Source organism: Paenibacillus sp. J22P277 (genome assembly GCF_059383675.1).
In genome coordinates this window covers 587000-611002 of the sequence record NZ_JBXENS010000004.1, presented here as the reverse complement: position 1 = coordinate 611002, position 24003 = coordinate 587000, and the positions used below count along the sequence as shown (strand labels likewise).

At 58.0% G+C, this 24003-nt stretch carries 20 protein-coding genes; 16 read left to right on the top strand and 4 right to left on the bottom strand.

All coding sequences use genetic code 11. The features are described 5' to 3' along the window. Positions 1-268: 268 nt before the first annotated feature. From AC50YL_RS16060 to AC50YL_RS16050, 3 genes are all read left to right on the top strand, one after another. Entirely contained in the window at positions 269-1141 is an 873-nt protein-coding gene (locus AC50YL_RS16060; RefSeq protein WP_494833206.1) for a carbohydrate ABC transporter permease, read from the top strand. Position 1142: 1 nt separating this feature from the next. After that, positions 1143-2015 carry a carbohydrate ABC transporter permease gene (locus AC50YL_RS16055; protein ID WP_494833205.1) on the top strand — a complete coding sequence of 291 codons (873 nt, stop codon included), beginning with the start codon at positions 1143-1145 and terminating at the stop codon, positions 2013-2015. Positions 2016-2147: 132 nt separating this feature from the next. Beyond that, positions 2148-3641: an ABC transporter substrate-binding protein gene (locus AC50YL_RS16050; RefSeq protein ID WP_494833204.1), complete on the top strand. Its 1494-nt coding sequence runs from the start codon at positions 2148-2150 to the stop codon at positions 3639-3641. 191 nt (positions 3642-3832) lie between these two features. Here the strand turns inward: AC50YL_RS16050 and AC50YL_RS16045 are convergent, their stop codons facing one another. Next, positions 3833-4819: a LacI family DNA-binding transcriptional regulator gene (locus AC50YL_RS16045; RefSeq protein WP_494833203.1), complete on the bottom strand. Its 987-nt coding sequence runs from the start codon at positions 4817-4819 to the stop codon at positions 3833-3835. 349 nt (positions 4820-5168) lie between these two features. Between AC50YL_RS16045 and AC50YL_RS16040 the strand changes: the two genes are divergently transcribed. The 5 genes from AC50YL_RS16040 (at position 5169) to AC50YL_RS16020 (ending at position 11924) form a co-directional block, all read left to right on the top strand. After that, on the top strand, positions 5169-6488 hold the full coding sequence (locus AC50YL_RS16040) for an ABC transporter substrate-binding protein (RefSeq protein WP_494833202.1): 1320 nt from the start codon (positions 5169-5171) through the stop codon (positions 6486-6488). A gap of 84 nt (positions 6489-6572) precedes the next feature. Then, a complete protein-coding gene (locus AC50YL_RS16035) occupies positions 6573-7460 on the top strand; it encodes a carbohydrate ABC transporter permease (RefSeq protein WP_494833201.1) in 888 nt (295 codons plus the stop codon). A gap of 29 nt (positions 7461-7489) precedes the next feature. After that, positions 7490-8374, top strand: a complete 885-nt coding sequence (locus tag AC50YL_RS16030; protein WP_494833200.1) for a carbohydrate ABC transporter permease — start codon at positions 7490-7492, stop codon at positions 8372-8374. A 31-nt stretch (positions 8375-8405) separates the two neighbouring features. After that, a complete protein-coding gene (locus AC50YL_RS16025; RefSeq protein ID WP_494833199.1) occupies positions 8406-11024 on the top strand; it encodes a GH116 family glycosyl-hydrolase in 2619 nt (872 codons plus the stop codon). 54 nt (positions 11025-11078) lie between these two features. Continuing rightward, on the top strand, positions 11079-11924 hold the full coding sequence (locus AC50YL_RS16020; protein ID WP_494833198.1) for a nucleotidyltransferase domain-containing protein: 846 nt from the start codon (positions 11079-11081) through the stop codon (positions 11922-11924). Positions 11925-12038: 114 nt separating this feature from the next. Here AC50YL_RS16020 and AC50YL_RS16015 read toward each other — a convergent pair whose 3' ends face one another. Beyond that, a complete protein-coding gene (locus AC50YL_RS16015; RefSeq protein WP_494833197.1) occupies positions 12039-12407 on the bottom strand; it encodes a DoxX family protein in 369 nt (122 codons plus the stop codon). Between the two features lie 95 nt (positions 12408-12502). Further along, on the bottom strand, positions 12503-13381 hold the full coding sequence (locus AC50YL_RS16010) for a sigma-70 family RNA polymerase sigma factor (protein WP_494833196.1): 879 nt from the start codon (positions 13379-13381) through the stop codon (positions 12503-12505). A gap of 318 nt (positions 13382-13699) precedes the next feature. On the opposite strand from AC50YL_RS16010, the gene AC50YL_RS16005 reads away from it, so the two are divergent. The 7 genes from AC50YL_RS16005 (at position 13700) to AC50YL_RS15975 (ending at position 21904) form a co-directional block, all read left to right on the top strand. Further along, positions 13700-14281 (top strand): sigma-70 family RNA polymerase sigma factor, encoded by a 582-nt coding sequence (locus tag AC50YL_RS16005; protein WP_494833422.1) that lies wholly within the window; start codon positions 13700-13702, stop codon positions 14279-14281. A gap of 185 nt (positions 14282-14466) precedes the next feature. Continuing rightward, the gene (locus AC50YL_RS16000) at positions 14467-16341 is read left to right on the top strand and encodes a cache domain-containing sensor histidine kinase (protein WP_494833195.1); all 1875 of its coding nucleotides are present in this window, start codon (positions 14467-14469) and stop codon (positions 16339-16341) included. Between the two features lie 47 nt (positions 16342-16388). Next, on the top strand, positions 16389-17678 hold the full coding sequence (locus AC50YL_RS15995; protein ID WP_494833194.1) for an ABC transporter substrate-binding protein: 1290 nt from the start codon (positions 16389-16391) through the stop codon (positions 17676-17678). A gap of 246 nt (positions 17679-17924) precedes the next feature. Further along, positions 17925-19286 (top strand): ABC transporter substrate-binding protein, encoded by a 1362-nt coding sequence (locus AC50YL_RS15990; protein ID WP_494833193.1) that lies wholly within the window; start codon positions 17925-17927, stop codon positions 19284-19286. 98 nt (positions 19287-19384) lie between these two features. Further along, the gene (locus AC50YL_RS15985) at positions 19385-20269 is read left to right on the top strand and encodes a carbohydrate ABC transporter permease (protein WP_494833192.1); all 885 of its coding nucleotides are present in this window, start codon (positions 19385-19387) and stop codon (positions 20267-20269) included. Positions 20270-20272: 3 nt separating this feature from the next. Then, positions 20273-21103, top strand: a complete 831-nt coding sequence (locus tag AC50YL_RS15980; protein WP_494833191.1) for a carbohydrate ABC transporter permease — start codon at positions 20273-20275, stop codon at positions 21101-21103. A 39-nt stretch (positions 21104-21142) separates the two neighbouring features. Then, positions 21143-21904 carry a response regulator transcription factor gene (locus tag AC50YL_RS15975; RefSeq protein ID WP_494833190.1) on the top strand — a complete coding sequence of 254 codons (762 nt, stop codon included), beginning with the start codon at positions 21143-21145 and terminating at the stop codon, positions 21902-21904. A gap of 224 nt (positions 21905-22128) precedes the next feature. Here AC50YL_RS15975 and AC50YL_RS15970 read toward each other — a convergent pair whose 3' ends face one another. Next, the gene (locus tag AC50YL_RS15970; protein ID WP_494833189.1) at positions 22129-23007 is read right to left on the bottom strand and encodes a helix-turn-helix domain-containing protein; all 879 of its coding nucleotides are present in this window, start codon (positions 23005-23007) and stop codon (positions 22129-22131) included. Positions 23008-23141: 134 nt separating this feature from the next. Between AC50YL_RS15970 and AC50YL_RS15965 the strand changes: the two genes are divergently transcribed. Further along, positions 23142-23915, top strand: coding sequence for a phytanoyl-CoA dioxygenase family protein (locus AC50YL_RS15965; protein WP_494833188.1), 774 nt, complete (start codon positions 23142-23144; stop codon positions 23913-23915). Positions 23916-24003: the final 88 nt, after the last annotated feature.

The window sequence follows — 24003 nt, the reverse complement described above, 5'->3', positions numbered from 1 at the left end:
TGTCGCGTTCCTTGCCGAGTTCGAGCGTTCCGGCGGACAACGAATCCCGGAGCCTACTCAGGGGCGTGCCTGATCGGTTATCATTTAGTGAAGGCTTTGGCCTTTCAGCCGCCGCATGAAGTAAGATCGCCTATAATCCCCATAGAACTGCACATGTTCAGTCCGGGCCTCCGACTCTAGAATGAGGAGGAAGAGAAGAATCGGCTTCGCCGTCCGCGCAGGCGGCGAAGCCGGGGCTTCGAGGAACGAGCATGAGAGAGGGGACGCTATGCGTATAACCGCGCGACTTAGAAAACATGCATGGGGCTATTTGTTCATTGTGCCGGCGGTCGTCATCTTCCTGCTGTTTCTGTGGATGCCGATCGTCAAAGGATTCGTGTACAGCTTTTATCGCATCGATTTCGTCAAAGGCAATTCGTTCGCCGGCTTCGGCAATTACCGCACGGTCCTGCAGGATCCGGACGTATGGACCGCCACGAAGAACACGCTGTATTACATGTTCTTGTGCCTCGTGATCGGCTTCTGGGTACCGATCGTGTTCGCGATCTCCATCTCCGAGCTGAAGCGGTTCCAGGGCTTCGTCCGCGTGGCCGCCTACCTGCCGAACGTCATTCCCGTCGTGGTCCTGTACGGCCTATGGCGCTGGCTCTACGATCCGGTCGGCCCGATCAACGCGGCCGTCACGAGCTTCGGCACGGATCCCGTCTCCTTCATGACGGATACGAATTGGTCCATGATCTCGCTCGTCTTCATGGAGACGTGGCAGCAGTTCGGCGCGGCCATGCTTATCTATCTGGCGGCCGTGCTGAGCATCCCGCGCGACCTGTACGAGGCGGCGGAGATCGACGGCGCCGGCGTATGGAAGCGCATCCGCCACATCACCCTGCCGTTCATCCGCAATATCATCGTGCTGCTGTTCGTCCTTCAGCTCATCTCGACCTCGCAGGGCTACCAATCCCAAATGGCGATGCTCGACGGCGGACCTAACCAGGCGACGCTGACCTACGCGCTGCTGATCGTCAAATACGCGTTCACGCGACTCGATTACGGCGCGGCTTCTTCGCTCGGCGTGTTGATGTTCCTCGTGCTCGGCGGACTTGCGGTGCTGCAGCATAGACTTTCGGGCAGAGAGGTGAACTAGGATGAAGAGCGCCGACCGCGGAATATTATCCCGCTACGATTTGCAGAAAACGCCGAACCGGATCGCGTACGCCGTCATGCTGCTCGTCATCGCCGCCATGGTCGCGTCGATGCTGTATCCGATTCTCGTGACCCTGTTCAACAGCCTGAAATCCAACGTGGAGGTCAACTCCTTCCCGCCGCATTTCCTGCCGCAGCATTGGACGTTCGATACGTTCAAGAAAGGCTGGAACTACATCGAGCTGCCGCTGTTCTTCCGCAACACCCTCATTATCTTCGGCGGCAACATGGTCGTGACCGTCGTCGTGCTCGGCCTCGCCGCCTTCAGCCTGTCGCGGCTCAACATCCCGTACGGCAGGGCGATCAACTTCTTCTTCCTGGCGGCGTTGTTCATTCCGCCGACGACGTACATCGTGCCGAACTTCGTCAATCTGAAGGATCTCGGCATGCTCAATACGTTCCAGGCTTTCTGGCTGTCGGCCGGCGCCAACGCGTTCTTCCTGCTGCTGCTCAAGAACTTCTTCGACGGCATCAGCCACGAGCTGTTCGAAGCGGGCCGCATCGACGGCGCGTCCGACTTCCGGCTGTTCGCGCGCATCGCGCTGCCGCTGTCGGTGCCGATCTTCTCGACGCTCGCGATCTTCGTCTTCTCCACCGCGTGGAACGACTGGTTCTGGCCGTCCCTGGTCATGCATACCGACAAGACGCGGCCGCTCGCGACCGCGATCTACAATTACGTCATCAACGTGCGCAGGCTCGACACGAACGTGAAATTCGCCATGCTGACGATGGTCATGCTGCCGCCGATCGTCGTGTTCCTGCTGTTCCAGCGGTTCATCATCCGCGGGCTTCACATGGGCGGCGTGAAGGGATAAGGCGTATTGCCGCAGGGCGTTCGCCGATCGTAGACCTGCACATGATCGACATAGGAATACACATTCTGCTTTGCCTGCGCCTCCCTTATGATGAGCGTGTAAGGCAAAATAAAGCGAGAAGGGGATATCACGATGCGAAAGCTTCGCAAGGCTTCATTCATTCTTGCCAGCGTCACCTTGCTGTCGGGCGTATTGACCGCCTGCGGCAGCAACGACGGAAACGGAAATAACGGGGGCAACGCGGGCAACGCGGGCAACGCGGGAGCGACCAACGGGGGAGCGACCGATACCGGCACGAACGCGGCGGGTGACAACGGCGGCAACGCGGCGACGGACGACGCGCCGGCGAAGAAGATCACGATCAGCATTTATTATCCGACGCCGGATCTCGTGGAGAAGCGGGCGCTGGAAGACGACAAAATCAAACGCTTCAACGAGAAATATCCGAACGTGGAGGTCGTCAAGAGCGACTGGCAGTACAATCCCAACGAGATCGGCATCAAGATGGGCGCGAACGAAGCGCCGACGCTGTTCAACACGTACGCCACGGAAGGCAAATTCCTGGCCGAGCGCGGCTGGGCGGCCGATATCACCGACCTGTACAACGGCTACGAGTTCAAGGATCAGATGAATCCGATCCTGCAGAACCAATTCATTATCGACGGCAAAGTGTACGGCATCGCTCAGCAGGGCTACGTGACGGGCACCGTCGTGAACAAGAAGATGCTTGACGACAAGGGCGTGGCGGTACCGTCGTACGACTGGACGTGGGACGACATGCTGAACACGGCGAAAGCGGTGGCCGATCCGAAGAAGGGCATCTCCGGCATCGCGCCGATGGGCAAGGGCAACGAGGCCGGCTGGAACTGGACGAATTTCCTGTTCGAAGCGGGCGGCGAGATCCAGACGGTGGACGGCGGCAAAGTCACGGCGGCCTTCAACTCCGAAGCGGGCGCGAAGGCGCTCGAATTCTACCATAAACTGGCCTGGGAGGCCAACGCGATTCCGAAGGACTTCGCGCTCGGCTGGGGCGACGCGGTCGGCGCATGGGCGCAGGGCAGGACGGCGATGGTCATCGCGGGTCCGGACGGTCCGGTCGACCAGGGCTTGAACCAAGGCGGCATGAAGCCGGAGGACATCCTCGTCTATCCGATGCCGAAAGTCGATGCAAGCGGCAAGCACACGGGCGTGCTCGGCGGCGATTTCCTCGTCATCAATCCGAACGCGACGAAGGACGAACAGGAGATGGCCTTCAAATACGCGACGTTCGATTACTTCTCCGATAAAGGCCTGGAGTCGGTCGAAGCCAGCATCCAGCAGCGCAAGACGGACAACAAATATTTCATTCCGCCGGTGATTCAGTACTTCACGGACAGCTCCGACTACGGCCAGAAAGTAAAAGCGGTCTACGACAAATACGACAACGTGTACCAATACAGCCCGGAAATCATGAGCCTGCTGGACGGCAAGCCGGAAGCGCAGTTCAACACGCAGGACTACTATGCCGAGATGACGCTTAACGTCCAATCCGTCTTTTCCAAAAAAGACGTCGATATCAAGGCGGCGCTCGACAGCTCCGCGAAGAAAATGCAAGAGAAGTTCTACAACGCGATCAAAGCGGAATAAGGAGATTCATTTAAACGACAAAAACAGCCTTAGTCCGGCGTTCGCCGAGCTAAGGCTGTTTTATCGTTGTTCGCAAGCGGCCCGGAAACTTCATCGCGTCATGTCGTGCGGACTTCCTCGTGCGGACTTCCTTTGTTCGGAGGCCTGCATGTCCACGATTGCCTGTGACGCCGACGCTATGTTTGCGCAGGTTAAAGCGAGTCGCGGTCGACGATGGAATAGGGGACATGCGTGCGCGCGGGGATGGAGGCTCCTTTGATCCGCTCGATCAAGAGCGCGGCGGATTGCCTGCCGATCTCGTCGATATGAAAATCGATCGTCGTCAGCGAAGGATGGACGAAATTCAGGATGTCGATGTTATCGAAGCCCATGATTCCGACTTGTTCCGGCACCCGGATACGGAGCGATTGGAGAAGCCGCAATACATCGAGCGCGTACACGTCGCTGCTGCACAGGATCGCGGTCTTCAGGGTCGAGCCGGCTACCGCGCGCTCCACCTCGCCTAAATAATCGCTGCCCGAGACGACGGTGCTTTGGAGTCCAGGCAGGGCTTCGCAGGCTTCGAGGAATCCCTTGTGACGCTGCTCCGGCACGTAGATGTTGCTCTTTCCTTTGAACCGCAAGGGGGGACTCACGTAGATGATGCTTTCGTATCCTTTGGACGCGATATGGCTCACGGCTTTCTTGATGGCTTGCTTGTCATTGATCCAGACGAACGGGATTTTCGCCGAGACGCGGTTGCCGAACGTTATGATCGGCACGCCGGACTGCTGCAGGAACGCTTCGAACTTCGCGCCCATATTGATCGGGGACAGGGCGATGCCGTCGACCTTCCGGTCCATCAGGCTCCTGATATATTCGATTTCGAGCTCCTGGTCCTTGTTCGACAAGACGAGATAAATGAAATAGCCTTGTCTTCGCGCTTCCTCCTCGAAGGAGTGGAACAGCTGGGAGAACACCCGATTGTGGATGTCGAACAAAATGACGCCCAAGGTTTTGGTCTCGCCCTTGACCAGGCTGCGCGCCAGAAAGTGGGGACGGTACCCGAGCTCTCCCGCCACCTTCAGTATTTTCTCCCGCGTGGCCGCGCTGATGCCGGGCCGGTTGTTAAGCGCACGATCGACCGTGCCCCGGGTCACGTTGCAAATTTCCGCGATTTGCTTGCTCGTTACTTTCATCGTCGCCGGCAGCCCCTGACTATTGATCTATTGCCTTCATCGTATAATAGAACGATTCGATGGTCAATCCGTTCATGTGCACGTGGTATGAAAAACGGAGTAAATGGGGGATTAACCCGAAATTCTTTTTCATGAAGCGTTTACAAATCCAAAATCGGCTGATAAAATAAAATCGTTCACGTGCACGGTGAGCTTAGCGTTTCGGACTTTTTTTTTCGATTTCTCCGTTCACGTGAACGGAGAGAGCAGGAACGTCATAATTTCGAATGCATAAGGGTGGGTCTGTCTCGGTTGTCCGCCGTCTGGCGAGGGATAGGAAACATTATTTATTCGAGGATGGTGTTCGAACGTGAGAAGAATAACGATGCTTTGCTTTCTGCTGGTCATGTGCTTTGCGCTCGCCGCATGCAGTTCCTCCAACAACGCGGGCAACGCCAACAACGCCAATAACGCGAATTCCTCCAAGGCCGATCCGGCCGGCGGCTCCGACGACGAGAAAGCCGAATTAACGCTCGTATGGGGCAAAGGCGACGCATCCGACGAACAGCTCAAAACGATCCTCGCCGAATTCAACAAACTGTACCCGAATATCAAAGTGAAACGGATCGAAGTGGTCAACAACTCTTGGGGAGATTACTTCAACAAGATCCAAACGATGATCGCCGGCGGCAACCCGCCCGACGTCATCCGCGTGGCCATCGAAGGCATTCAGATGTTCGCGAAGCAGGATCTGCTGCTTCCGCTCGACGACTACATGGCGGTCGATCCCAAGGCGCTCGACAATTACGACGACATCCATCCGAAGCTGGAGGCGCCGTTCATCATCGACGGCAAAACCTACGGTTTCGTCTGGGATTGGAATAACGTCGTCATGCATTTCAATACTGACAAACTGAAGGAAGCGGGACTCTCGCTACCGGACAAGAATTGGTCTCAGGACGACTTCCTGTCGTACGCGCAGAAGCTGACCACCGAGAAGGACGGCAAGAAAACGTACGGCTTCGCCATCCCGAACTATTACTTCGGCGCTTCGGCCTGGTTATTCAACAACGAAGCCAGCGTGCTGGACGACGCGATGACGACCAGCAAGCTCGATGATCCCAATGCGATCGAGCTGATGCAATTTTTCCAGGATTTGATTTACAAGTATAAAGTAGCGCCCGTGCCGAATCCGAAGGACGACCAGATCCAGATGCTCATGAGCGGGCAGGTCGCCATGATGTCGGCCGGCAAATGGCCGTTCTCCACCTATGCCAAAAACAAGTTCAGCGCGATCGACGTTCAATATTTGCCGACCTTGAAGACCAATAAAGTCATCTTCGGTTCCGGCGCGTTCCCCGTGCTGAAATCGACGAAATACCCGGATGCGGCCTATAAGCTGTCCGCGTTCCTGGGCGGGGCGTACTCGCAGAAAACGACGCTCTCCGATGCCTCGATCCCGACGCGGGTGTCCGTGATGAACGAGGTGCTGCCGAAGACGCCCGCGTCGAACTGGCAAGTCTACGCGGACAGCGCGGAGCTCGCGAAACCGGTGGAATCGCCCGTTCAGTACGCGGACATCGAATCGATCTTCAGCCGCTATATGGGGCTGATCCTCGCCAACCAATCGGATGCGGCGTCGGCGATGAAGAAAGCGAAGGAAGAGATCGACAAGGTATTGCAGAAATAGCGCGTCGGCGCGCGCACCGCGCGGAAGCGCAGCGGGCCGGGTCCGCTGCGGCTTCCGTTCCCATGGAGGAGGCATCGATATAACGTGACGAAGAAATCCAAAGATTTAGTCGCAGGTTATCTGTTCCTGGCGCCGGCCCTGCTGCTGTTCCTGGTGTTTATCGCCGAGCCCGTCGCGGCATCGATGGCGCTGAGCTTTACCGAATACAATGTCATCACGCCCTCCGAATTCATCGGCTGGGATAATTTCAAGGATTTCTTCCAGGATAGCCGGCTCGGACTCGTCTACTGGAATACGCTCAAATTCGTGCTGATCCTGACCCCGATGCACGTCATTCTGGGATTGCTTCTGGCGCTTGCCGTGCAGCGGAGGATCGCCAAGGGCTGGAAGTACTTCTACCGGACCGTGTTTTATTTTCCGGTGCTTGCCACGTCCGCGGCCGTCGCCGTAGCTTGGGCTTTCATGTTCAACAAGGAATTCGGCATCATAAACTACTTTCTGAGCCTGTTCGGCGTGGCGGGCATCCCGTGGATGCAGTCCCCGAACTGGGTGTTTCTGGCCGTCGCCATCTATAGCTTCTGGAAATTCATCGGCAACGCGTTCCTGTACTACTATATCGGGCTGCAGAACATCCCCGAGACGCTGTACGAAGCGGCCGAGATCGACGGGGCGAGCAGGCTGCAGCGGTTCGTCCGCATCACGCTGCCGATGCTGTCGCCGATGCTGTTCTTCGTGCTGGTAACGACGCTGATCGGCACGACGCAGATTTTCGACGAGCCTTACCTGATCACGGGCGGCGGCCCGGGCGACGCATCGCGATCCGTCAACATGTACATCTACGAGATCGCCTTCCAGAAGCATGAGATGGGCTACGCGTCCACGGTGTCCATCAGCCTGTTCCTGGCGGTTCTGTCGATCACCGCGCTCCAATTCGCTTTCAGCAACCGATGGGTGTCCTATGATCAAGAATAAGGCGCGGATTAAGGGGAGGTGCCGTTAGCATGAACGCTCCAATCGAAGCAGCCGGGTTGCTTCCCGAGCGCGGCATTCGGGCGCGCGCCCGCCGCAAACGGGGGCCCGAATTCATTCTGGACGGATTTCTGATCATCTTGTCGTTTCTGATGCTGTCTCCGTTTCTGTGGATCGTCTCCACGTCGCTCCGGATGCCGCAGGATTCGTTTTCGCTGCCGCCGGCGATTTTCCCGACGACGTTCGATTTCTCCAATTACGCGGAAGTGTTCAGGCAGGTGCCCTTTACCGCGTTCATCGCCAACAGCCTGAAGGTTTCGCTCATCGTCGTCGTCGGCCATGTTTTCATATCCAGCATGGCGGCGTTCGCCTTCTCGCGCATCCCGTTCGCCGGCCGGAACATGATTTTCGTCGTGTTTCTCGCCGGGCTCATGATCCCGGGGCAGGTGACGATCATTCCCCAATTCATCCTGATCTCCAAGCTGGGGCTCGTCGATACCCACTGGGCGCTGATCCTGCCGGCTTTGATCAATCCGCTCGGCATCTTCATGATTCGGCAGATGATGATGACGATCTCCCCGACCTACGACGAAGCGGCTTATATCGACGGGGCGAGCCGCATGTGGGTGTTTCTGAAAGTCGTCCTGCCGATGGTGTTTCCGGCGGTGGCCGTTACGTCCGTCATGACCTTCATCGGGAATTGGAACGACTTCTTCCGGCCGCTCATCTTCCTGAACACGTTCGAGAAAATGACGCTGCCCGTCGGCATGACGGTATTGAACGGCACCTTCGGATCGGGGAATCTCTCGGCGATACTGGCCGGCGTGACGCTGTCCTTGGCCGTCCCGCTGCTCTTCTATATATTCGGACAGAAATATCTCGTCGAAGGCATCACGGCGGGCGGTTTGAAAATGTAACGATTTAAAGCGAACGCGAGGAGGAACGCAAATGAATCTACAATTGCTCAGCGAGCTTTACCGCATGGAAAAAGACTTCACGTACAAAGGAAGCAAGACGAACGAAATCTCCTTCCCCCTCGGAGGCATCGGCTCCGGAAGCATCGGATTGGCGGGCAACGGCCGGCTGATCGACTGGGAAATCTTCAATCGTCCGAACAAGAACAGCTACAACGGCTTTTCCTTCTTCGCGATCAAGGCCGAGCATCAGGGCGAGGTGAGAGTCGCGAAGGTCTTGCAGGGCGACCTGCATCCGCACTATTCCGGAACCGGGAAGGGGCGGTTTACCGGCTTCGGCTTCGGCGTCGAGCGGGAAAGCCTGTCGGGGTTCCCCCACTTCGAGTCGACCGCGTTCAAAGGCGAGTACCCCTTCGGCGAAATCGAGTTCATCGACGCGGGCGTTCCGCTGCGGGTGAAGCTGACGGCGTTCAATCCGCTCATTCCGCTGAACGACCGCGATTCGTCGATCCCCGCCGCGATCTTTGCCTACGAGGTGACCAATACGTCCGGCGAGCAGCTCGACATCAGCCTGGTCGGCAACCTTACGAATCCGTTCGCCAAGGGAGCGCGCAACGAATACGCCGACCGCGGAGCCTTTAAAGGGATCAAGCTGTCTTCGACCTTTTTCGGGCCGGAGGACCGGGAATTCGGAGACTTGACGCTCAGCACGGACGCGCCCGACGTATCCTATCAAACGTACTGGTACCGGGGCGGCTGGTTCGATAACCTCACGGTCTTCTGGAAGGAATTCGCCGCTCCGGGACGCTTCAAGGACCGGAACTACAACGACCGGGAAGGAAGCGCCGGCCCCGCTGGGCACACGGGCAAGGACGTCTGCCTGTTAAGCGGCCATCGTTCGCTTGCGCCCGGGGAGAGCGGCACGTTCCGCTTCATCGTCTCCTGGAGCTTCCCGAATTACGTCAACTTCTGGAATCCGGGCAAAGGCGAGGACGGCCAGCCGAGCGAGCCGCCCGGCTGGAAAAATTACTACGCCACGCTGTTCGAGGACTCGACGGCGTCGGCCGCCTATGTATGGCGCAACTACGACCGGCTCTACCGCGATTCGCTGGCGTTCAAGGAAGCGCTCTTCGGCTCTACGCTGCCGGATTACGTGATCGACGCGGTGGCCGGCAACATCTCCATCCTGAAATCGCCGACCTGCCTGAGGCTTACGGACGGGACGCTCTACGGATTCGAGGGCGTCCATGCCGAGGAGGGGAGCTGCGAGGGCACCTGCACGCATGTCTGGAATTACGAGCAGGTCACGCCGTTCCTTTTCCCGGCGCTTGCCCGCTCCATGCTCGACCTGAAATATGCGTCGACGCTGTTCGAGAACGGCAAGATGGCGTTTCGACTGATGATCCCGGCCGAGCGGACGCTGACGGACGAATCGGGCTTGGCGGGCCCGCGGCGGGCGGCGGCGGACGGGCAGATGGGCACGATCATGAAGGTGTACCAGCATTGGAAGGTCTCGGGCGACGCCGCATGGCTGGCTTCCATTTGGCCCAAGGTCAAGAAGTCGCTGGAATACGCTTGGGAGCCGACCAACGAGGACGGATGGGACCGGGACCGCGACGGAGTGATGGAAGGCGTGCAGCACCATACGCTCGACGTGGAGATTTACGGACCCAACTCGTACATCACGGGGATGTATCACGGCGCGCTGCGCTGCGCCGCCGAGATGGCGGAGGCGCTTGGCGACGAGGACGGCAAGCAGTACGGCGAGCTGTACGAGCAAGGCCGGCAATGGGCGGACCAGCACTTGTACAACGGCGAGTATTTTCACCAAATCATCGATCTTCAGGACGAGCGCTTCCCGATCGATCCCGAGCTCGGGGAGATCAAATACCAGATCGGCGAAGGCTGCCATATCGATCAGGTGCTCGGGCAATGGCATGCCCATATGATCGGGCTCGGTTATTTGTTCGACCGCGCCAAGGTGAGGAAGGCGCTGGAATCGGTCTACGCCTACAATTTCATGGAGAAGATCGGCGATTACCCGAACGCGTGCCGGATCTACTCGCTGAACGACGAGAAAGGCCTGCTCATCTCGACCTGGCCGAAGGGAAATAGCCCGAAGGTGCCGGTGCCGTACGCGGACGAGACGATGAACGGCTTCGAGTACCAGGCCGCCTGCCATATGATCCTCGAAGGCATGCTGGACGAAGGGCTGAACGCCGTGAAGGCGATCCGGGACCGCTATGACGGCGAGCGGCGGAATCCGTGGAACGAGATGGAGTGCGGCAGCAATTATGCCAGGTCCATGGCGTCCTATTCGCTGCTGGTCGCGCTCAGCGGATTCCAATACGATTCCACCCGCAAGCATATCGGCTTCAGTCCCCGGGTCAACGCCGACCGGTTCGGCGCGTTCTGGTCGCTCAATCAAGCCTGGGGAAGCTTCAAGCACGAGGACGGAACCATTCGATTGGACGTTCAATACGGGGCGATCTCCCTGCGCAGCTTTCAGAGCGACTTGTTCGCCGGCAAGCTTGCCGTGTCGCCAGCCTGCAAGTCCGGTCCGATCGACGCGGAGCGGGACGGGGACATCGTTCGGTTCTCCGAGGAGATTCGGCTTGAAGCCGGAGACGGCTTAATCATGACCTTAAGCTGAAGCGGTGCTTGCCGTTCGTAAACCGGCCGCCGTTGGCGGAACGAGGTGATCAGGATGATGGACATCGAAGCGATGCTGGAAGGAATCGTGTCCCGCTTGCGGCACGTAGCCGGAATCGAAGGCATCGTCCTCGGGGGTTCCCGGGCGCGGGGCGCGCATACCGCGGAATCGGACGTGGATATCGGGCTCTACTACGGGGCGAAATCGCCCATCGATATCGCCGCTCTCGCGGAAGCCGCGGCCGAGCTGGATGACGGGAAACGCAAGGCGCTCGTCACGCCCGTCGGCGGCTGGGGACCATGGATCAACGGCGGCGGCTGGCTGACCATCCGCGCGCTTCCGGTCGATTTGCTTTATCGCGACCTGGATCAAGCCGCCGCCGTGGCCGCGGACTGCCGCGAGGGGAGAATCTCCGTGCATTATCAGCCCGGCCATCCGCATGCCTTCTGCAGCCTGATCTATATGGGCGAGGCGGCGCTCTGCAGACCGTTGTGGGATCCGAACGGCCGCATCGGCGAATTGAAGCGCCTCTGCGCCGCGTATCCGGAGCCGCTGAAGGACGCCGTGGCTTCGACGTTCATGTGGGAAGCGGACTTTTCTTGCGTCAACGCGGGCAAGGGCATCGGGCGAAACGATACGTCGTACGTTGCGGGACATCTGTTCCGGGCGGTCAGCTGCTTGACGCAGGTGCTCTTCGCGATCAACGGCAGCTATTTATTGAACGAGAAAGGAGCCGTTGCCGCTTGCGCGGCTTTCCCCCGCAGCCCGTCGGGATTCGAGGCCCGGGTCAAGCGCGGCTTCTCGCATCTTGCGGACGGCAAGGAGGGGTTGAAGGCAGCCGCCGCGGAAATCGGAGCGTTGGTCAAGGAGACGGAGGCGTTGCTGCATCGGAGCGGGTGAAGAACCAATCTGGCGGAACTACTAAATCGGGTGCCTTTTTCGAAGAATCGCCTTATAATGGGCATGCGAATAGAACGAGGTCCGCCGCAGCGCCGGCAGACCTCGTTCTATTATTCAGAAGATCGGATGCCAAAGCTGGTCGGCATTAAGAAGGACAAGCGCGATGCAGATGACGGCAAACACGAGCGCAGGCGCCGTTTTGCCGATCGAATCCTTGGCCTTGACATGGGCGAGGCAGGCCAGCAGCATCGTTGCGCCAAGCCAGATGCCCGCCCACGCAGCCTCTCCCGCATGCCAGTACCCGGCAACGAGCGCCGCGGTCCCGGCGAGCTGGACGAAGCCCGTGAAGACCCGAAACCAGCGGGGCAGCCCCAGATGGTTGAAGATGCCGACCCAATAGTTCGCCCCGATGATTTTGCTGATGCCCGAGAAGGCGAAGTATAGAGCTAGCATCGATTGAAGGACGACGGAAAACACGTGCATGATCATTTCCTCCCTTGGTCATATGAATCGATTGAAATTCGCTGCGCGGCCGACGCGCACGGCTGCAGTCCGTTGGGCGACGAAGGCCGCGTCGATCATACGTGCAAGACGGCCATATCCAGCCGTTGAACGCGCGCCGGATCGGACACCTGATCGATGCGGGTGATTTTCCCGTTCTCGTAACCGAGAACGAGAACGAGCAGCAGCCGTCCGTTCGGAGCCACGACGACGCCGACGTCTCCGTCGATAAGCGCCGGACGAGCGGCTCGCGCGCGCCCGAACATGAGTTTCTTGGCCACGCTCCGCGCACCGCGCACCTCGGTTGCGGCGGCTTCGGACGATTCCGCGCCATCGGTCCGCAGCACGACGTCCGGATCGAGCACCGCGAGCAGCGCTTCGAAGTTGCCGTCGCGCGCCGCGGCAAGGAAGGAGTCGACAAGCGATTTCTGAACGGCGAGGTCGGCTGCTGGAGAGGTCTCCGCTCCCTGCACGCGGCGGCGCGCCCGGCTTGCCAACTGCCGTGCCGCAGCCTCGGAACGACCGACGATGGGCGCGATCTCCATGAAAGGGACGGCGAATATATCATGCAGCACGAACGTGATGCGTTCCACGGGGTTCAAGTTGCCGAGCACCGCGAGCAGCGCGAGACCCACGGAATCGGCCAGCAGCGCTTCGTGCTCGGGGTCGCCTCCGGCCTCGCGGTCCATGGGCCGCTCCGTCACGGAAGCGTCCATCGACTCCTCGCGCCTCGACTTCCGCGAGCGCAGCATATCGAGGCATACCCGCGATACGACCGTCGTCAGCCATCCGTCGAGGTTTTCTACTCCGCCGGCGTCGGAGCGGTTGAGGCGAAGCCACGTTTCCTGGACGGCGTCGTCCGCTTCGCTCAAGGATCCCAGCATCCGGTACGCTACTCCCTGCAGGCGGGCTCTGCTGGCCTCGAATTGCTCGGTCAACCAATTGTTTTCGTCCATGGGCCATATTCCTCTCTCATGCGTTCTCATTAGGTTGACGGATCAAATCGGACCGATGTGACCGATAACCGGAAAAAAATACAATTCTTTGTTTTCCCGGTCGATTCCTTTATTTTCCGGCTCGCCGATTGCCGCGATTGATAAAGGCATTTCGCCGCCGCGCGCGTTCGCCGTCCGTGCTTTGTTAACACTTCCTTTACGAAAGTCACAAAAAACGCATGCCATAAAAGATGCGTTTCTTATTTTTCCTGTTATAATAAGAGGTAGATGGATGACGGGTGGCAAAGGAGAATCGCGGTGAACGAGGCACAGTTAGTGATGTTGTCAAGGCAAGGCGACGAGACGGCCTTCAAAGAGCTGGTCGAGCTCTATAAGGATAAGCTGTTTCATATGGCGCATCGCATCCTCCGCAGCAAGACGGAATGCGAGGACGTCGTTCAGGAAACTTTCTTGAAGGTGTACCTGAATTTGAACCGCTTCGACGAGAACAAACGGTTCTCGACGTGGATTTTCCATATCGGCAAAAACGTTTGCCTGGATTTGCTGCGCCGCCGCAAGACCCCGCCGCTGCCCTTGGATCAGCCCGTAACGGCCCACTCCGACCAGAATTTGTCCCTGCATGACGTCATCCCGCATGCTTCCCTGACGCCCGAAGGCGAAGTGATCGAGCGCGAGCTCGCCTCCGCGATGGCCGGGATGATCGAGAAGCTGCCCGATAAGTACAAGACCGTCGTCTACCAGCGTTATGTGCTGGAGATGTCCATGGAGGACATCGGACGCGCAAACAACATTCCGGTCAATACCGTCAAATCCCGCATTCACCGGGGCAAGGATTTCATGAAGAAACGGTGGGGCAAGATGCTGCTGCTTTACTCCCTGCTGCTGCTCAGTTTCTTCTGACCGATCGCTCCGGACATTGATCATAGTCGAATTCCATGGCGTGCAAACCGTTCTCCGGTTTGGCACGCTATTTTTGTGGTCCTTCTGCCCGCGCGGCTGGGGGAATTGTTGGGCCGAACGCGGTTACGCGACTGTGGTATAATCAGGCTTGCCGTCATCCTGGAGCGGCGAAGGGGAGGAGAAAGGTGAAATCCGTCATCAAGATCGGCCGGCTATGGTTCAAATTCAGCGATATGCGGATGGAGCGCAAGCTGCTTCTCGTGTTTCTGCTTCTGATAACGCTTCCGCTGACGTTTATCGGCGCGGTCTCCTACCGCAACTACGCGCAGTCCATCGAACGCAACACGATCGCGTATTCCACGACCACGCTCGGCAACATGCTGGACAACCTCGATAATTACATCGACGACATGAGCCGCATTTCTTCCGTTCCGGCATACCAGGAAGACATCAAGGCGAATCTGGTCGAGTCCAATAAATATCACGAGCAGCACATGCAAACCGGCGGAGGGAGCGCGCCGCCGACGAACTTCGAAGGCCTCCTGATGATCCAGCGGGGGATCGAAGGCAATATCGCGTTCATCAACAATATCAAGCGCGGCGCGACCTCGGTCTATATATTCGATAAATACGGCAACGGGTATTTCTCCGCCAAGTCGGGCGGCATCCGGATGAACGTCAAGGAAAGCTACCAGACTTGGGTCGAGAAAGCCGCCCGCTCGAGCGGCGAATCGCTCCTGATCAGCACGCAGAAATATACGAGCAACCTCAACAGCACCCGCTACGCCTTCACCGTCGTGCGCAAAATCATCGACAACTCGCTGCACGACATCGGCTTGATCGCGGTAGACGCCAACATCAGCGTGATCGAGGATCAGATTCTCAAGCTGGACAAGGTGACGCGCGGCAAATCGTTTATCTATGATACGCAAGGCAATGTTATCTACGACAGCGACAAGAAGCTGCTCGCGACCAATATCGCCGATCTGCCGATGGTTCGGAAGGCAAACGCGAACGAGGGCAGTTTCTACATGACGGAGGATGGCGTGAGGCATCTCTATATCTATACCACCTCGCCCAACACGAATTGGAAGGTCATGACGTCGATTCCGGTGAAGGAGCTGACGCGGAATACGGCCGTCATCCGGAACGTCACGTGGATCCTGACGTTTCTGACGATCGGGATCGCGCTGCTGATCTCCATTTTCTTCTCTTTCGCCCTGACGAAGCCGCTCCGTAAAATGATGCGTCTCATGAAGCGGGTGCAGGAGGGGGATTTCAGCGTGCAGTTCCAAGTGAAGCGGCGGGACGAGATCGGCCAGCTCGGCAACCAGTTCAACCGGATGATCGTGCGGATCGACGACCTCATTCAAGACATCTACGGCATGGAGACAAAGAAGAAGGAGGCGGAGCTGCACGCGCTTCAAAGCCAGATCAATCCGCATTTCATGTACAACACGCTGGAATCGATCCGCATGGCCGCGGAGTTGAACGACGATACGGATGCGGCCGACATGCTGGCGATTCTGGGCAAGCTGCTTCGCTACAGCATCAGCGATCTTAACGAGAAGGTGACGCTCGGCAGCGAGATCAATCACATTCGTTACTATGTGGAGCTGCTTAACCACCGGTATCCGGATCGCTTCGAGCTGACGGTCGACGTGCCGGAAGCGCTTGAGCAGTACGCGCTGCTCAAGCTGGTGCTGCAGCCGATCGTCGAGAACGCGATTTATCACGGGATGGATGACAACAAGCCGCGAATGGCGATTATGGTATCGGCGCGGAGAACGGATCAAGGCGTCGGCATCCGGATTACGGACGACGGCGTCGGAATGGACGAGCATACGCTGGAGCGGCTCAGAAGATCGCTGAACGGCGCGGATCCGGCGGAGGGAACCAACTATACGCCGTTCAAACGGTCCGGCGTCGGACTGCGGAACGTGAACGAACGCATCAAGCTCCATTACGGGGCGAATTTCGGCCTGACCGTGACGAGCGAGGCCGGAGAGGGAACGCAGGTTACGCTGCATCTGCCTGCCGAGGGAGGACGGAACGGATGAGGAAGACGATACGGATAAGAACAAGCCGTACGGGGAGCACAAGAGCCGTGAGTGCCGCCATGCTCTGCGCGGTTCTGCTGACGGCCTGCGATTCCGGCGGCGGCAAGGATACGGCGAACGCTCCCGCTCCCGATCAACCTCCGCAGACCGGCGAACGCGCGACGACGCTGAACGTGCTGACGAACCGGGTGGATCTGATCGAGAACGGCGTTCTGCAGAAATATGCGGATACGTTCGAGGCCAAGCATCCCGGGACCGACGTGGAGTTCGAAGGTCTGACCAATTACGCCAGCGATATTACGGTCCGGCTGTCGACCCGCAGCATGGGGGATGCGCTGCTGCTGCCCAACAATTTGACCAACGAGGACCTGGTGAATTACTTCGAGCCGTTGAAGGACGAGATGTTCGATCATATCCGGTTTGCCGATTTCAAGGCTTACCGGGGCGTGCGCTACGGCATCGCGACGGGCGCGTCGACGGAAGGAATCGTGTACAACAAGGCGGCTTTCCGTAAGGCCGGCATTACCGAGCTTCCGACGACGCTGGCCGAGTTTTACGAAGCGTGCGCGAAGCTGAAGCAAGCCGGCGTGATTCCGATCTATTTGAATTACGGCGCGCAGTGGCCGATGTCGTCCTGGGGCGAGAACCTCGTCGGCTTCATGACCGGCAATCCGAATTACCTGAACGGGATGGCCGCGACCGATCATCCGTGGCAGATCGACAATCCGTGGGGGCATGCCATCACGATCGTGAAATCGTTGATCAACAAAGGCTACGGGGAAACCGATATGTTCACGAATAATTGGGAGCTCTCGAAGAGCGAGATCGCCAAGGGCAATGCCGGCATGTATTTCATCGGCAATTGGGTCATCAATCAGGTGATCGAGGCCGGAGGCAAAGCGGAGGATATCGGCTTCTTCCCGTTCCCTTACGATGACAAGCAGGGACCGCGCTTCGCGCAGCTGAGCCCGGACTGGTTTCTCGGCGTCAGCAAGTTCAGCGCCCACAAAGAGCTCGCCCAGGAATGGGTCGACTTCTTCGTGAACGACTCCGGATACGTGAACGATTCCGGATTTCTGCCGGTCGACGAGACCAAGACGTCGTCCATGCCGCAGATTCAGCAGTTCGAATCGTATCAGCCGAGATACGTCGAGCGACGGCCGCCGAGCGACGATTTCCTGAATATCTCGGCCAAAGCGCAGATCGCCTTCTGGTCCGGAGATTACATCCAGGAATGGATTGCCGCGCCGGATCTGCGTACCGCGTTCCAAAGCTACAACGAGAAGTGGGCGGCGGCCAGACGCGAGGTGCTTGGCTTGAATTCCGCGACCCAATAGCTAACCGCGCAATAGGAAACGATAACCGGATTCGCCGTTACTGGCGGTCCGGTTTTTGTCTATCAGTCGACGAAACGGGTTGGATTCCGACTCAGGAAGGGCGAAGCGTGCTCGCGATCGTCCAAGAGGTAAATTGAAGACTACAAAACACAATTGAAACCATTTTACGGGATTCCCCTAAGCGGTAAGATTACTTTTGTAAGCGCCACCAGTAAGCGTAATCAATCCAATCAGGGGGAATAGAAAATGAAAAAGACAATTGCATACGCGATGGTTTCACTCCTTATGGTCACGTCCTTGGCTGCATGCGGCAGCAATAATGAAAGCGCGAACAACGGCGCGGCCGACAATGCCGGCACGAATACGAACGCGGCAAACGCCGATACGGCGAACGACACGGCAGCGAACGATACGGCAGCGAACGGCGAAGGCGCGAACGCCGGCGGAGACGCGGACGTCAGCGGCAAGGTCGTCTTCCTGACGAACCGTACGGACATGGTCGACAAGGAATATAAAGATTACGAGACGCGTTTCGAAGCGAAATACCCGAAGGTCGATCTGCAGTTCGAAGCGATCACGGACTACGACAAGAACGAGAAAATCCGCATCGCGTCGGGCAGCTTCCCGGACGTCGTCCTGCTGAGCACGCTGATCCCGAACGCCGATTTCCCGAAATATTTCGCGCCGCTCGACGACATCACGTTCGACGGCGACATCTACTTCAAGGATTTCAAATCGTTCGAAGGCAAATCGTACGGCATCTCCTCCGGCAACAGCACGGTCGGCATCGTCTACAACAAGAAGGCGTTCGAGAAGGCCGGCATAACGGCCATTCCGATAACGTACGACGAATTCCTCGCCGCCTGCCAGAAGCTGAAAGACGCCGGCATCGTGCCGCTCGCGTCCAACTTCAAGGACAAATGGCCGCTCGGTGCCTGGTACAACGACGTGCCGGCGATCATCAGCGGCAAGGCCGACACGGCCAACAACCGCAAAGATACGGATACGCCGTTCGCGCTTGATAACACGTACGGCAAATCGTTCGGCATCATCAAAGAGCTGTACACCAAAGGCTTCCTGGAGAAAGACGTTAACTCGACGAACTGGGAGCAATCGAAGAAGGACGTCGCGCAAGGCAACTTCGGCATGTACCTGCTCGGCAACTGGGTCATCAACCAGGTCGTGGACGCGGGCGCCAAGACGGAAGACGTCGGCTTCTTTCCGTTCCCGGCCGACAATTCGGGTCAAGCTAAAGCGCCATTGAACCCGGACTGGTTCTACGGCGTGAACAAGGACGGCAACGTGCCGGCAGCCAAAGCATTCATCAAATGGATGATCGAAGAATCCGGCTACGACGACTTCGCGGGCTTCATTCCGACGCTGAAGAGCAAAGAGCCGAAGCTGGCGCAATTGACGGAGTTCAACGGCTACAAACCGACCTTCGTCGAAGCACTGCCGACCGACGACACGGCGCTGAGCATCCAGAACAAAGCGCAAATCGACATGGACGGCTTCGTGCAAGAGTTCGTGCTTGGCAAGGATCCGCAAAAAGTGCTCGATAAAGTAAACGGCCAATGGGCGAAAGCGAGAAAAGACATCGTTAAATAATTCAGCCGCTCTCGTCCGATGACGGGTGACGGGCGCTCCTGCCGATCGCACGGCAGGGGCGTTCGCATCAATCAGGCGCCCGAAAGGAATGATGCACCGTGCTCAGCAATCTATCGTTCAAGAAGCAGCGTCTTATCATCATTCTCGGATTCACGATCATTCCGCTGCTCCTGCTCCTGACGTTCTCGTATTACCCGACATTGGAACTGATTCACCTAAGCTTTACGAATTGGGACGGCTTAAGCCCGGATAAAAGCTGGATCGGATGGGACAACTACAAAGAGGTTTTCTCCAATTCCGAGCTCTTCGGCGTATTCACGCATAACTTTGCCTACTTCGCCGTGGGAATCGTGCAGAATATCGCGGCCATTTACTTCGCTATCGTCTTGAACGGCAAGCTGAAGGGGAAGCTGTTCTTTCGCTTGCTGCTCTTTTTACCATATATCCTGAACGGCGTCGCGGTCTCCTATCTGTTCGGCTATGTCTTCGACACGACGCACGGCTCGCTCAACCTGCTGCTGCACGCGATCGGCCTGAGCGGCGACACGAGCTGGCTGGGCAGCGAGCATTTCGTGAACTATACCCTCGCTTCTATCGGCTTCTGGAAATTCATGGGCTTTAATATGGTCATTTACTTGGCGGCGCTGCAGTCCATTCCGGCAGATCTGTACGAGGCGGCCAGCATCGACGGCGCGACCGGCTGGAAGCAATTCCTGTACATCACGCTGCCGAACATCTACAAGATCATCGAGCTGAACTTCTTCCTGACGGTGACCGGCGCGCTCGAAGTGTTCGATCTCCCGTTCGTCCTGACCAACGGCGGACCCGCGGGCGCCAGCGAGACCTATGTCATGAAAATTCTCGAAACGGCGTTCCAATTCAACAACTACGGCCTTGCCTCGGCCATGAGCGTCGTACTGCTGCTGTTCGTCGTCGCCGTGCTCTCCGTTCAACGGCTCATCTTCAGCAGAAAGGGGGACTAGAGCATGGTCGCGCACAATCCGATCTGGCATGCGATCAAATACTTCTCGCTGCTCGTCGCTTCGTTCCTGGTCGTGTTCCCGCCTTACATCATTATCGTGAACGCGTTCAAGACGAAGGACGAATTCAATACGAAGTCGACGATGTCGCTGCCGGACTCCTTCTTCCACCTGGCTAATTTCGGCCACGCGTTCGAGCAGGCGAACATGAGCCGCGCTTTCGGCAATACGCTCCTCATCGTGGGCATTACGCTGTTATTCAATATTTTACTCGGCTCCGCGTTCTGTTACGCGGTCGGCCGATTCAATTTCAAATTCAAGGGACTCCTGGTCGGTCTGTTCCTGATGGCGACCGTGATCCCGTCCATCACGACGCAGGTCGTCAACTACAAGACGATTCAATCGCTGCACTTGACGAACACGCTCGGAGGCCCCATCCTCTTATACATCGGAGCGGACATCTTGCAGATCTACATCTACCTGCAGTTTATCCGCAACATTCCTTACGATCTCGACGAATGCGCGATGATCGAGGGCGCGTCGCTGTTCCGCATCTATTGGCAGGTGATCTTCCCGCTGCTCGCCCCGGCGACGGCGACGATCGTGATTTTGAAAACGATCAGCATCTATAACGACATGTATACGCCGTTTCTCTACATGCCGAAGCCGGAGCTGGTCGTCGTCTCCACGTCGCTCATGCGGTTCTTCGGCGTCAACAGCGGCGACTGGCAGAGCGTATCGGCGGCCATCATCATGATCATGATCCCGACGGCGGTCGTGTATTTGTTCCTGCAGAAATATATTTTCGCCGGCGTCACGAGCGGCGCGGTGAAATAACGGCGAACGAACGCGTTTGCGAAAGTGTGGTGCTCCAGCATGAAAATCGTGATCGTCGACGATGAACATTTCATTCGGCGCGGACTCGAAAAAATCTTATCCCAGATGGACCCGTCGCTGGACGTGCTCGGATCGTTCGGCAACGGCCAGGAGGCGCTCGCCTTCCTGACAAAGCACGAGAGCTGCAAGCCGGACGTGCTCATCACGGATATCAAGATGCCCATGATGGACGGATTGAAGCTTATCGAGATCGTCCGCGAGAAGCTTAAGGACGTTTCCATCGTCGTGCTCAGCGGTTTCAGCGATTTCGAATACGCGCGCTCGGCGCTCCGCTACGGGGTGCGGGATTATTTGCTCAAGCCGGTCGACAAGAGCGCATTATTCGATCTGCTGGGCAAGCTTCGCCAGGAGCGATGCCAGGGGGAGGCCGCGGAGCCGTCGCCTGCGGAGGAATCGCAACCGGCGCCGGCCGAGAACGAGCATTATATTATCGACGAGATCAAGGAGATTCTGGACCGCGAGTTCGACAAGAACTTCGAGCTCGAGCGGCTGGCCGGCACGGTCGGAATGAATGCCAGCTACCTGAGCCGGTTGTTCCGGAACAAGACGTCGATGACGATCACGGACTATCTGATCCAGATCCGGATCGACAAGGCGAAGCAGTTTCTGACCGATCATCCGCATTTGAAAAACTACGAGATTTCGCATCTGGTCGGCTACAGCGACCCGGTTTATTTCAACAAGCTCTTCAAGAAAATCGTCGGCGTGACGCCGAAGGATTATAAGGAGAAGCATGGGTAGGGCGGGGAAGCAGGCGGAAACGGCGGATATGCGATCGATTGCCAGGCGCGGTTTGGATGGAGCTAGAGCCTTCGTTTCCTTGGAAACGAAGGTTTTTTGATTTGCCTGCGTCTCGGTTGCCACGGCCATGAGATGCTGCGTTCTGCCTGGTTGACCATTGGGCAGCCGGACGCGCAACGGGGGATTGGCGGACTGGAGAGCCTTCCCGTTAACCGCGACGCTTGTCAATCATGCACCCGCGCATCCTCGCGGAACCTGGCCGGCGGCACTTTCATGATGCTGCTGAACGTGCGGGTGAAATAATGCACGGAGCCGAAGCCCGTCGCCTCGGCGATTTCCTTGATCGACCGGTCGGTGTAGCGCAGCAGCTCGGCTGCCCGCCGGATGCGCTGCTTGCGGACGTAGGCGGTGTACGACTCGTCCACGCCGGAGGCGAACAGGCGGGAGAGGTGCCTAGGCGAGACGCTGACCTGCGCCGCTGCTTTCTCCAGCGACAGATCGTCGTCATTCAGGTTATCGGTAATGAACAGCTTCGCCTGCTTGAGCAGGGCGGACGCGCTGCGCCTCGGCGCCGTCCATTCCCGCTGCAGCGGCTTGGTGAAGACGGACGGCAGGGCCGTCAACAGGGAAGCGGCGAGTTGCGTCAGCACCGACTCCGGCAGGGAGGCTTGGTCGCCGCCGCGGCGGAGCATGGCGCGCCATAATTGGGCGGCGGCGAGATCGTCGCCGTCCTGGACGACGACCGCGTCCGTCTCGGACAGCGCCTGGAAGGCGGCGCGAGCGGCTTCCGAGCTGCCGCTTTCCTCCAACTCGAACGCGACGAAGAGGATCGCGAGCTCCGGGTTGCATTCGATATAGTGCGTAATGCCCGGGCGGGAGCAGAACAGCGTTCCTTTGGCGAGGGGGTACAGTTTTCCGTCGTCCAAGTACGTGCCTTGACCGCCGAGCACGTAACAGATTTCGAAGAAGGAATGCTTATGCAGGAAATTGGACATGAGCTGCCCGCTCGCGCCCCAGTAATGGACGGTGAACACCGCATCCGCCGTTTTCGGCCGAAGCGCGTATTGATTCAGCCAGGTAGCGGTCTCGTTCCACAAGTACATGCGCCGAGCGCCTCCGATCATTATGATGTCTTCAAAAGACAAAAAGCTGACTTCTTTCGCTAAAGATCGCAAGCCCTTGAATCATCTACAATAAAGGCAAGGGAAAGCGATTCCATTCATAGGAGGCTATTACGATGATTAAACCACAGGACGTCGATTTTTACAATGAACAAGGGTACCTGCTCGTGAAAGGCGTTTTCAACCAGCAGGAGGTCGCGGAGATGCGCACGGCGGTCGGCGCCATCATCGATCGCGCGGCGAAGGCGAACCGCGATCACAACGCGCAGTGGCAAGGCGACTTCCTCCCGCCGGAGGAGCTGAAGAAGCTGGTGCTGAAAGGCTTCCACGACGTGCACTATCATGATTCTTCGTTCCTTCGCGCGCTGATGCATCCGAATATGACGTCCGTCTTGTCGCAGCTGATCGGACCGAACGTGCAGCTCCACCATTCCAAGATGCTCGTGAAGCCGCCGGAAAACGGCGCCGCGTTCCCGATGCACCAGGATGCGCCGTACTTCCCGCACGAGAAGCATACGATGCTTGCGGCAAGCGTTCACTTGGACGACGCGAACGTGGAGAACGGCTGCCTGCACGTTATGCCGGGCTCCCATAAACAAGGTACGCTGCCGCACGTAGGCAGACATTACCTGAATGCGAAGGAATATCCGGTTTCCGACGGCGTGCCTTGCATCGCGGAAGCGGGCGACGTGCTGTTCTTTAATTACTTGACGATTCACGGCTCTCCGCAAAACCGCAGCGAGCGCAACCGCCGCAACGTGCTGTTCCAATACCGCAGCGCGACGGATTTCCCGGTGACCAAGGAGCATTTCGATTGGGGCATGGGGCTGATGGTATGCGGCGAGAACCCGAATTTCGATAAAGTGCATCCCGAATTCACGATCGTATAGCCGAACGTCGCGCGATCGCGGCAAACGCATGGTTGAAGGCCGGCCGGAACGAAAGTTCCCGCCGGTTTTTTTGCGCGCGATTCGTCTG

Coding starts and splice junctions, on each gene's coding strand:
- AC50YL_RS16020 (WP_494833198.1), top strand. CDS start 11,079: ATGATGGACATCGAAGCGATGCTGGAAGGAATCGTGTCCCGCTTGCGG.
- AC50YL_RS15970 (WP_494833189.1), bottom strand. CDS start 23,007: ATGTACTTGTGGAACGAGACCGCTACCTGGCTGAATCAATACGCGCTT.
- AC50YL_RS15965 (WP_494833188.1), top strand. CDS start 23,142: ATGATTAAACCACAGGACGTCGATTTTTACAATGAACAAGGGTACCTG.
- AC50YL_RS15980 (WP_494833191.1), top strand. CDS start 20,273: ATGGTCGCGCACAATCCGATCTGGCATGCGATCAAATACTTCTCGCTG.
- AC50YL_RS16005 (WP_494833422.1), top strand. CDS start 13,700: ATGTTGTCAAGGCAAGGCGACGAGACGGCCTTCAAAGAGCTGGTCGAG.
- AC50YL_RS16045 (WP_494833203.1), bottom strand. CDS start 4,819: ATGAAAGTAACGAGCAAGCAAATCGCGGAAATTTGCAACGTGACCCGG.
- AC50YL_RS16050 (WP_494833204.1), top strand. CDS start 2,148: ATGCGAAAGCTTCGCAAGGCTTCATTCATTCTTGCCAGCGTCACCTTG.
- AC50YL_RS16010 (WP_494833196.1), bottom strand. CDS start 13,381: ATGGACGAAAACAATTGGTTGACCGAGCAATTCGAGGCCAGCAGAGCC.
- AC50YL_RS15975 (WP_494833190.1), top strand. CDS start 21,143: ATGAAAATCGTGATCGTCGACGATGAACATTTCATTCGGCGCGGACTC.
- AC50YL_RS16055 (WP_494833205.1), top strand. CDS start 1,143: ATGAAGAGCGCCGACCGCGGAATATTATCCCGCTACGATTTGCAGAAA.
- AC50YL_RS16030 (WP_494833200.1), top strand. CDS start 7,490: ATGAACGCTCCAATCGAAGCAGCCGGGTTGCTTCCCGAGCGCGGCATT.
- AC50YL_RS16025 (WP_494833199.1), top strand. CDS start 8,406: ATGAATCTACAATTGCTCAGCGAGCTTTACCGCATGGAAAAAGACTTC.
- AC50YL_RS15990 (WP_494833193.1), top strand. CDS start 17,925: ATGAAAAAGACAATTGCATACGCGATGGTTTCACTCCTTATGGTCACG.
- AC50YL_RS16015 (WP_494833197.1), bottom strand. CDS start 12,407: ATGCACGTGTTTTCCGTCGTCCTTCAATCGATGCTAGCTCTATACTTC.
- AC50YL_RS16060 (WP_494833206.1), top strand. CDS start 269: ATGCGTATAACCGCGCGACTTAGAAAACATGCATGGGGCTATTTGTTC.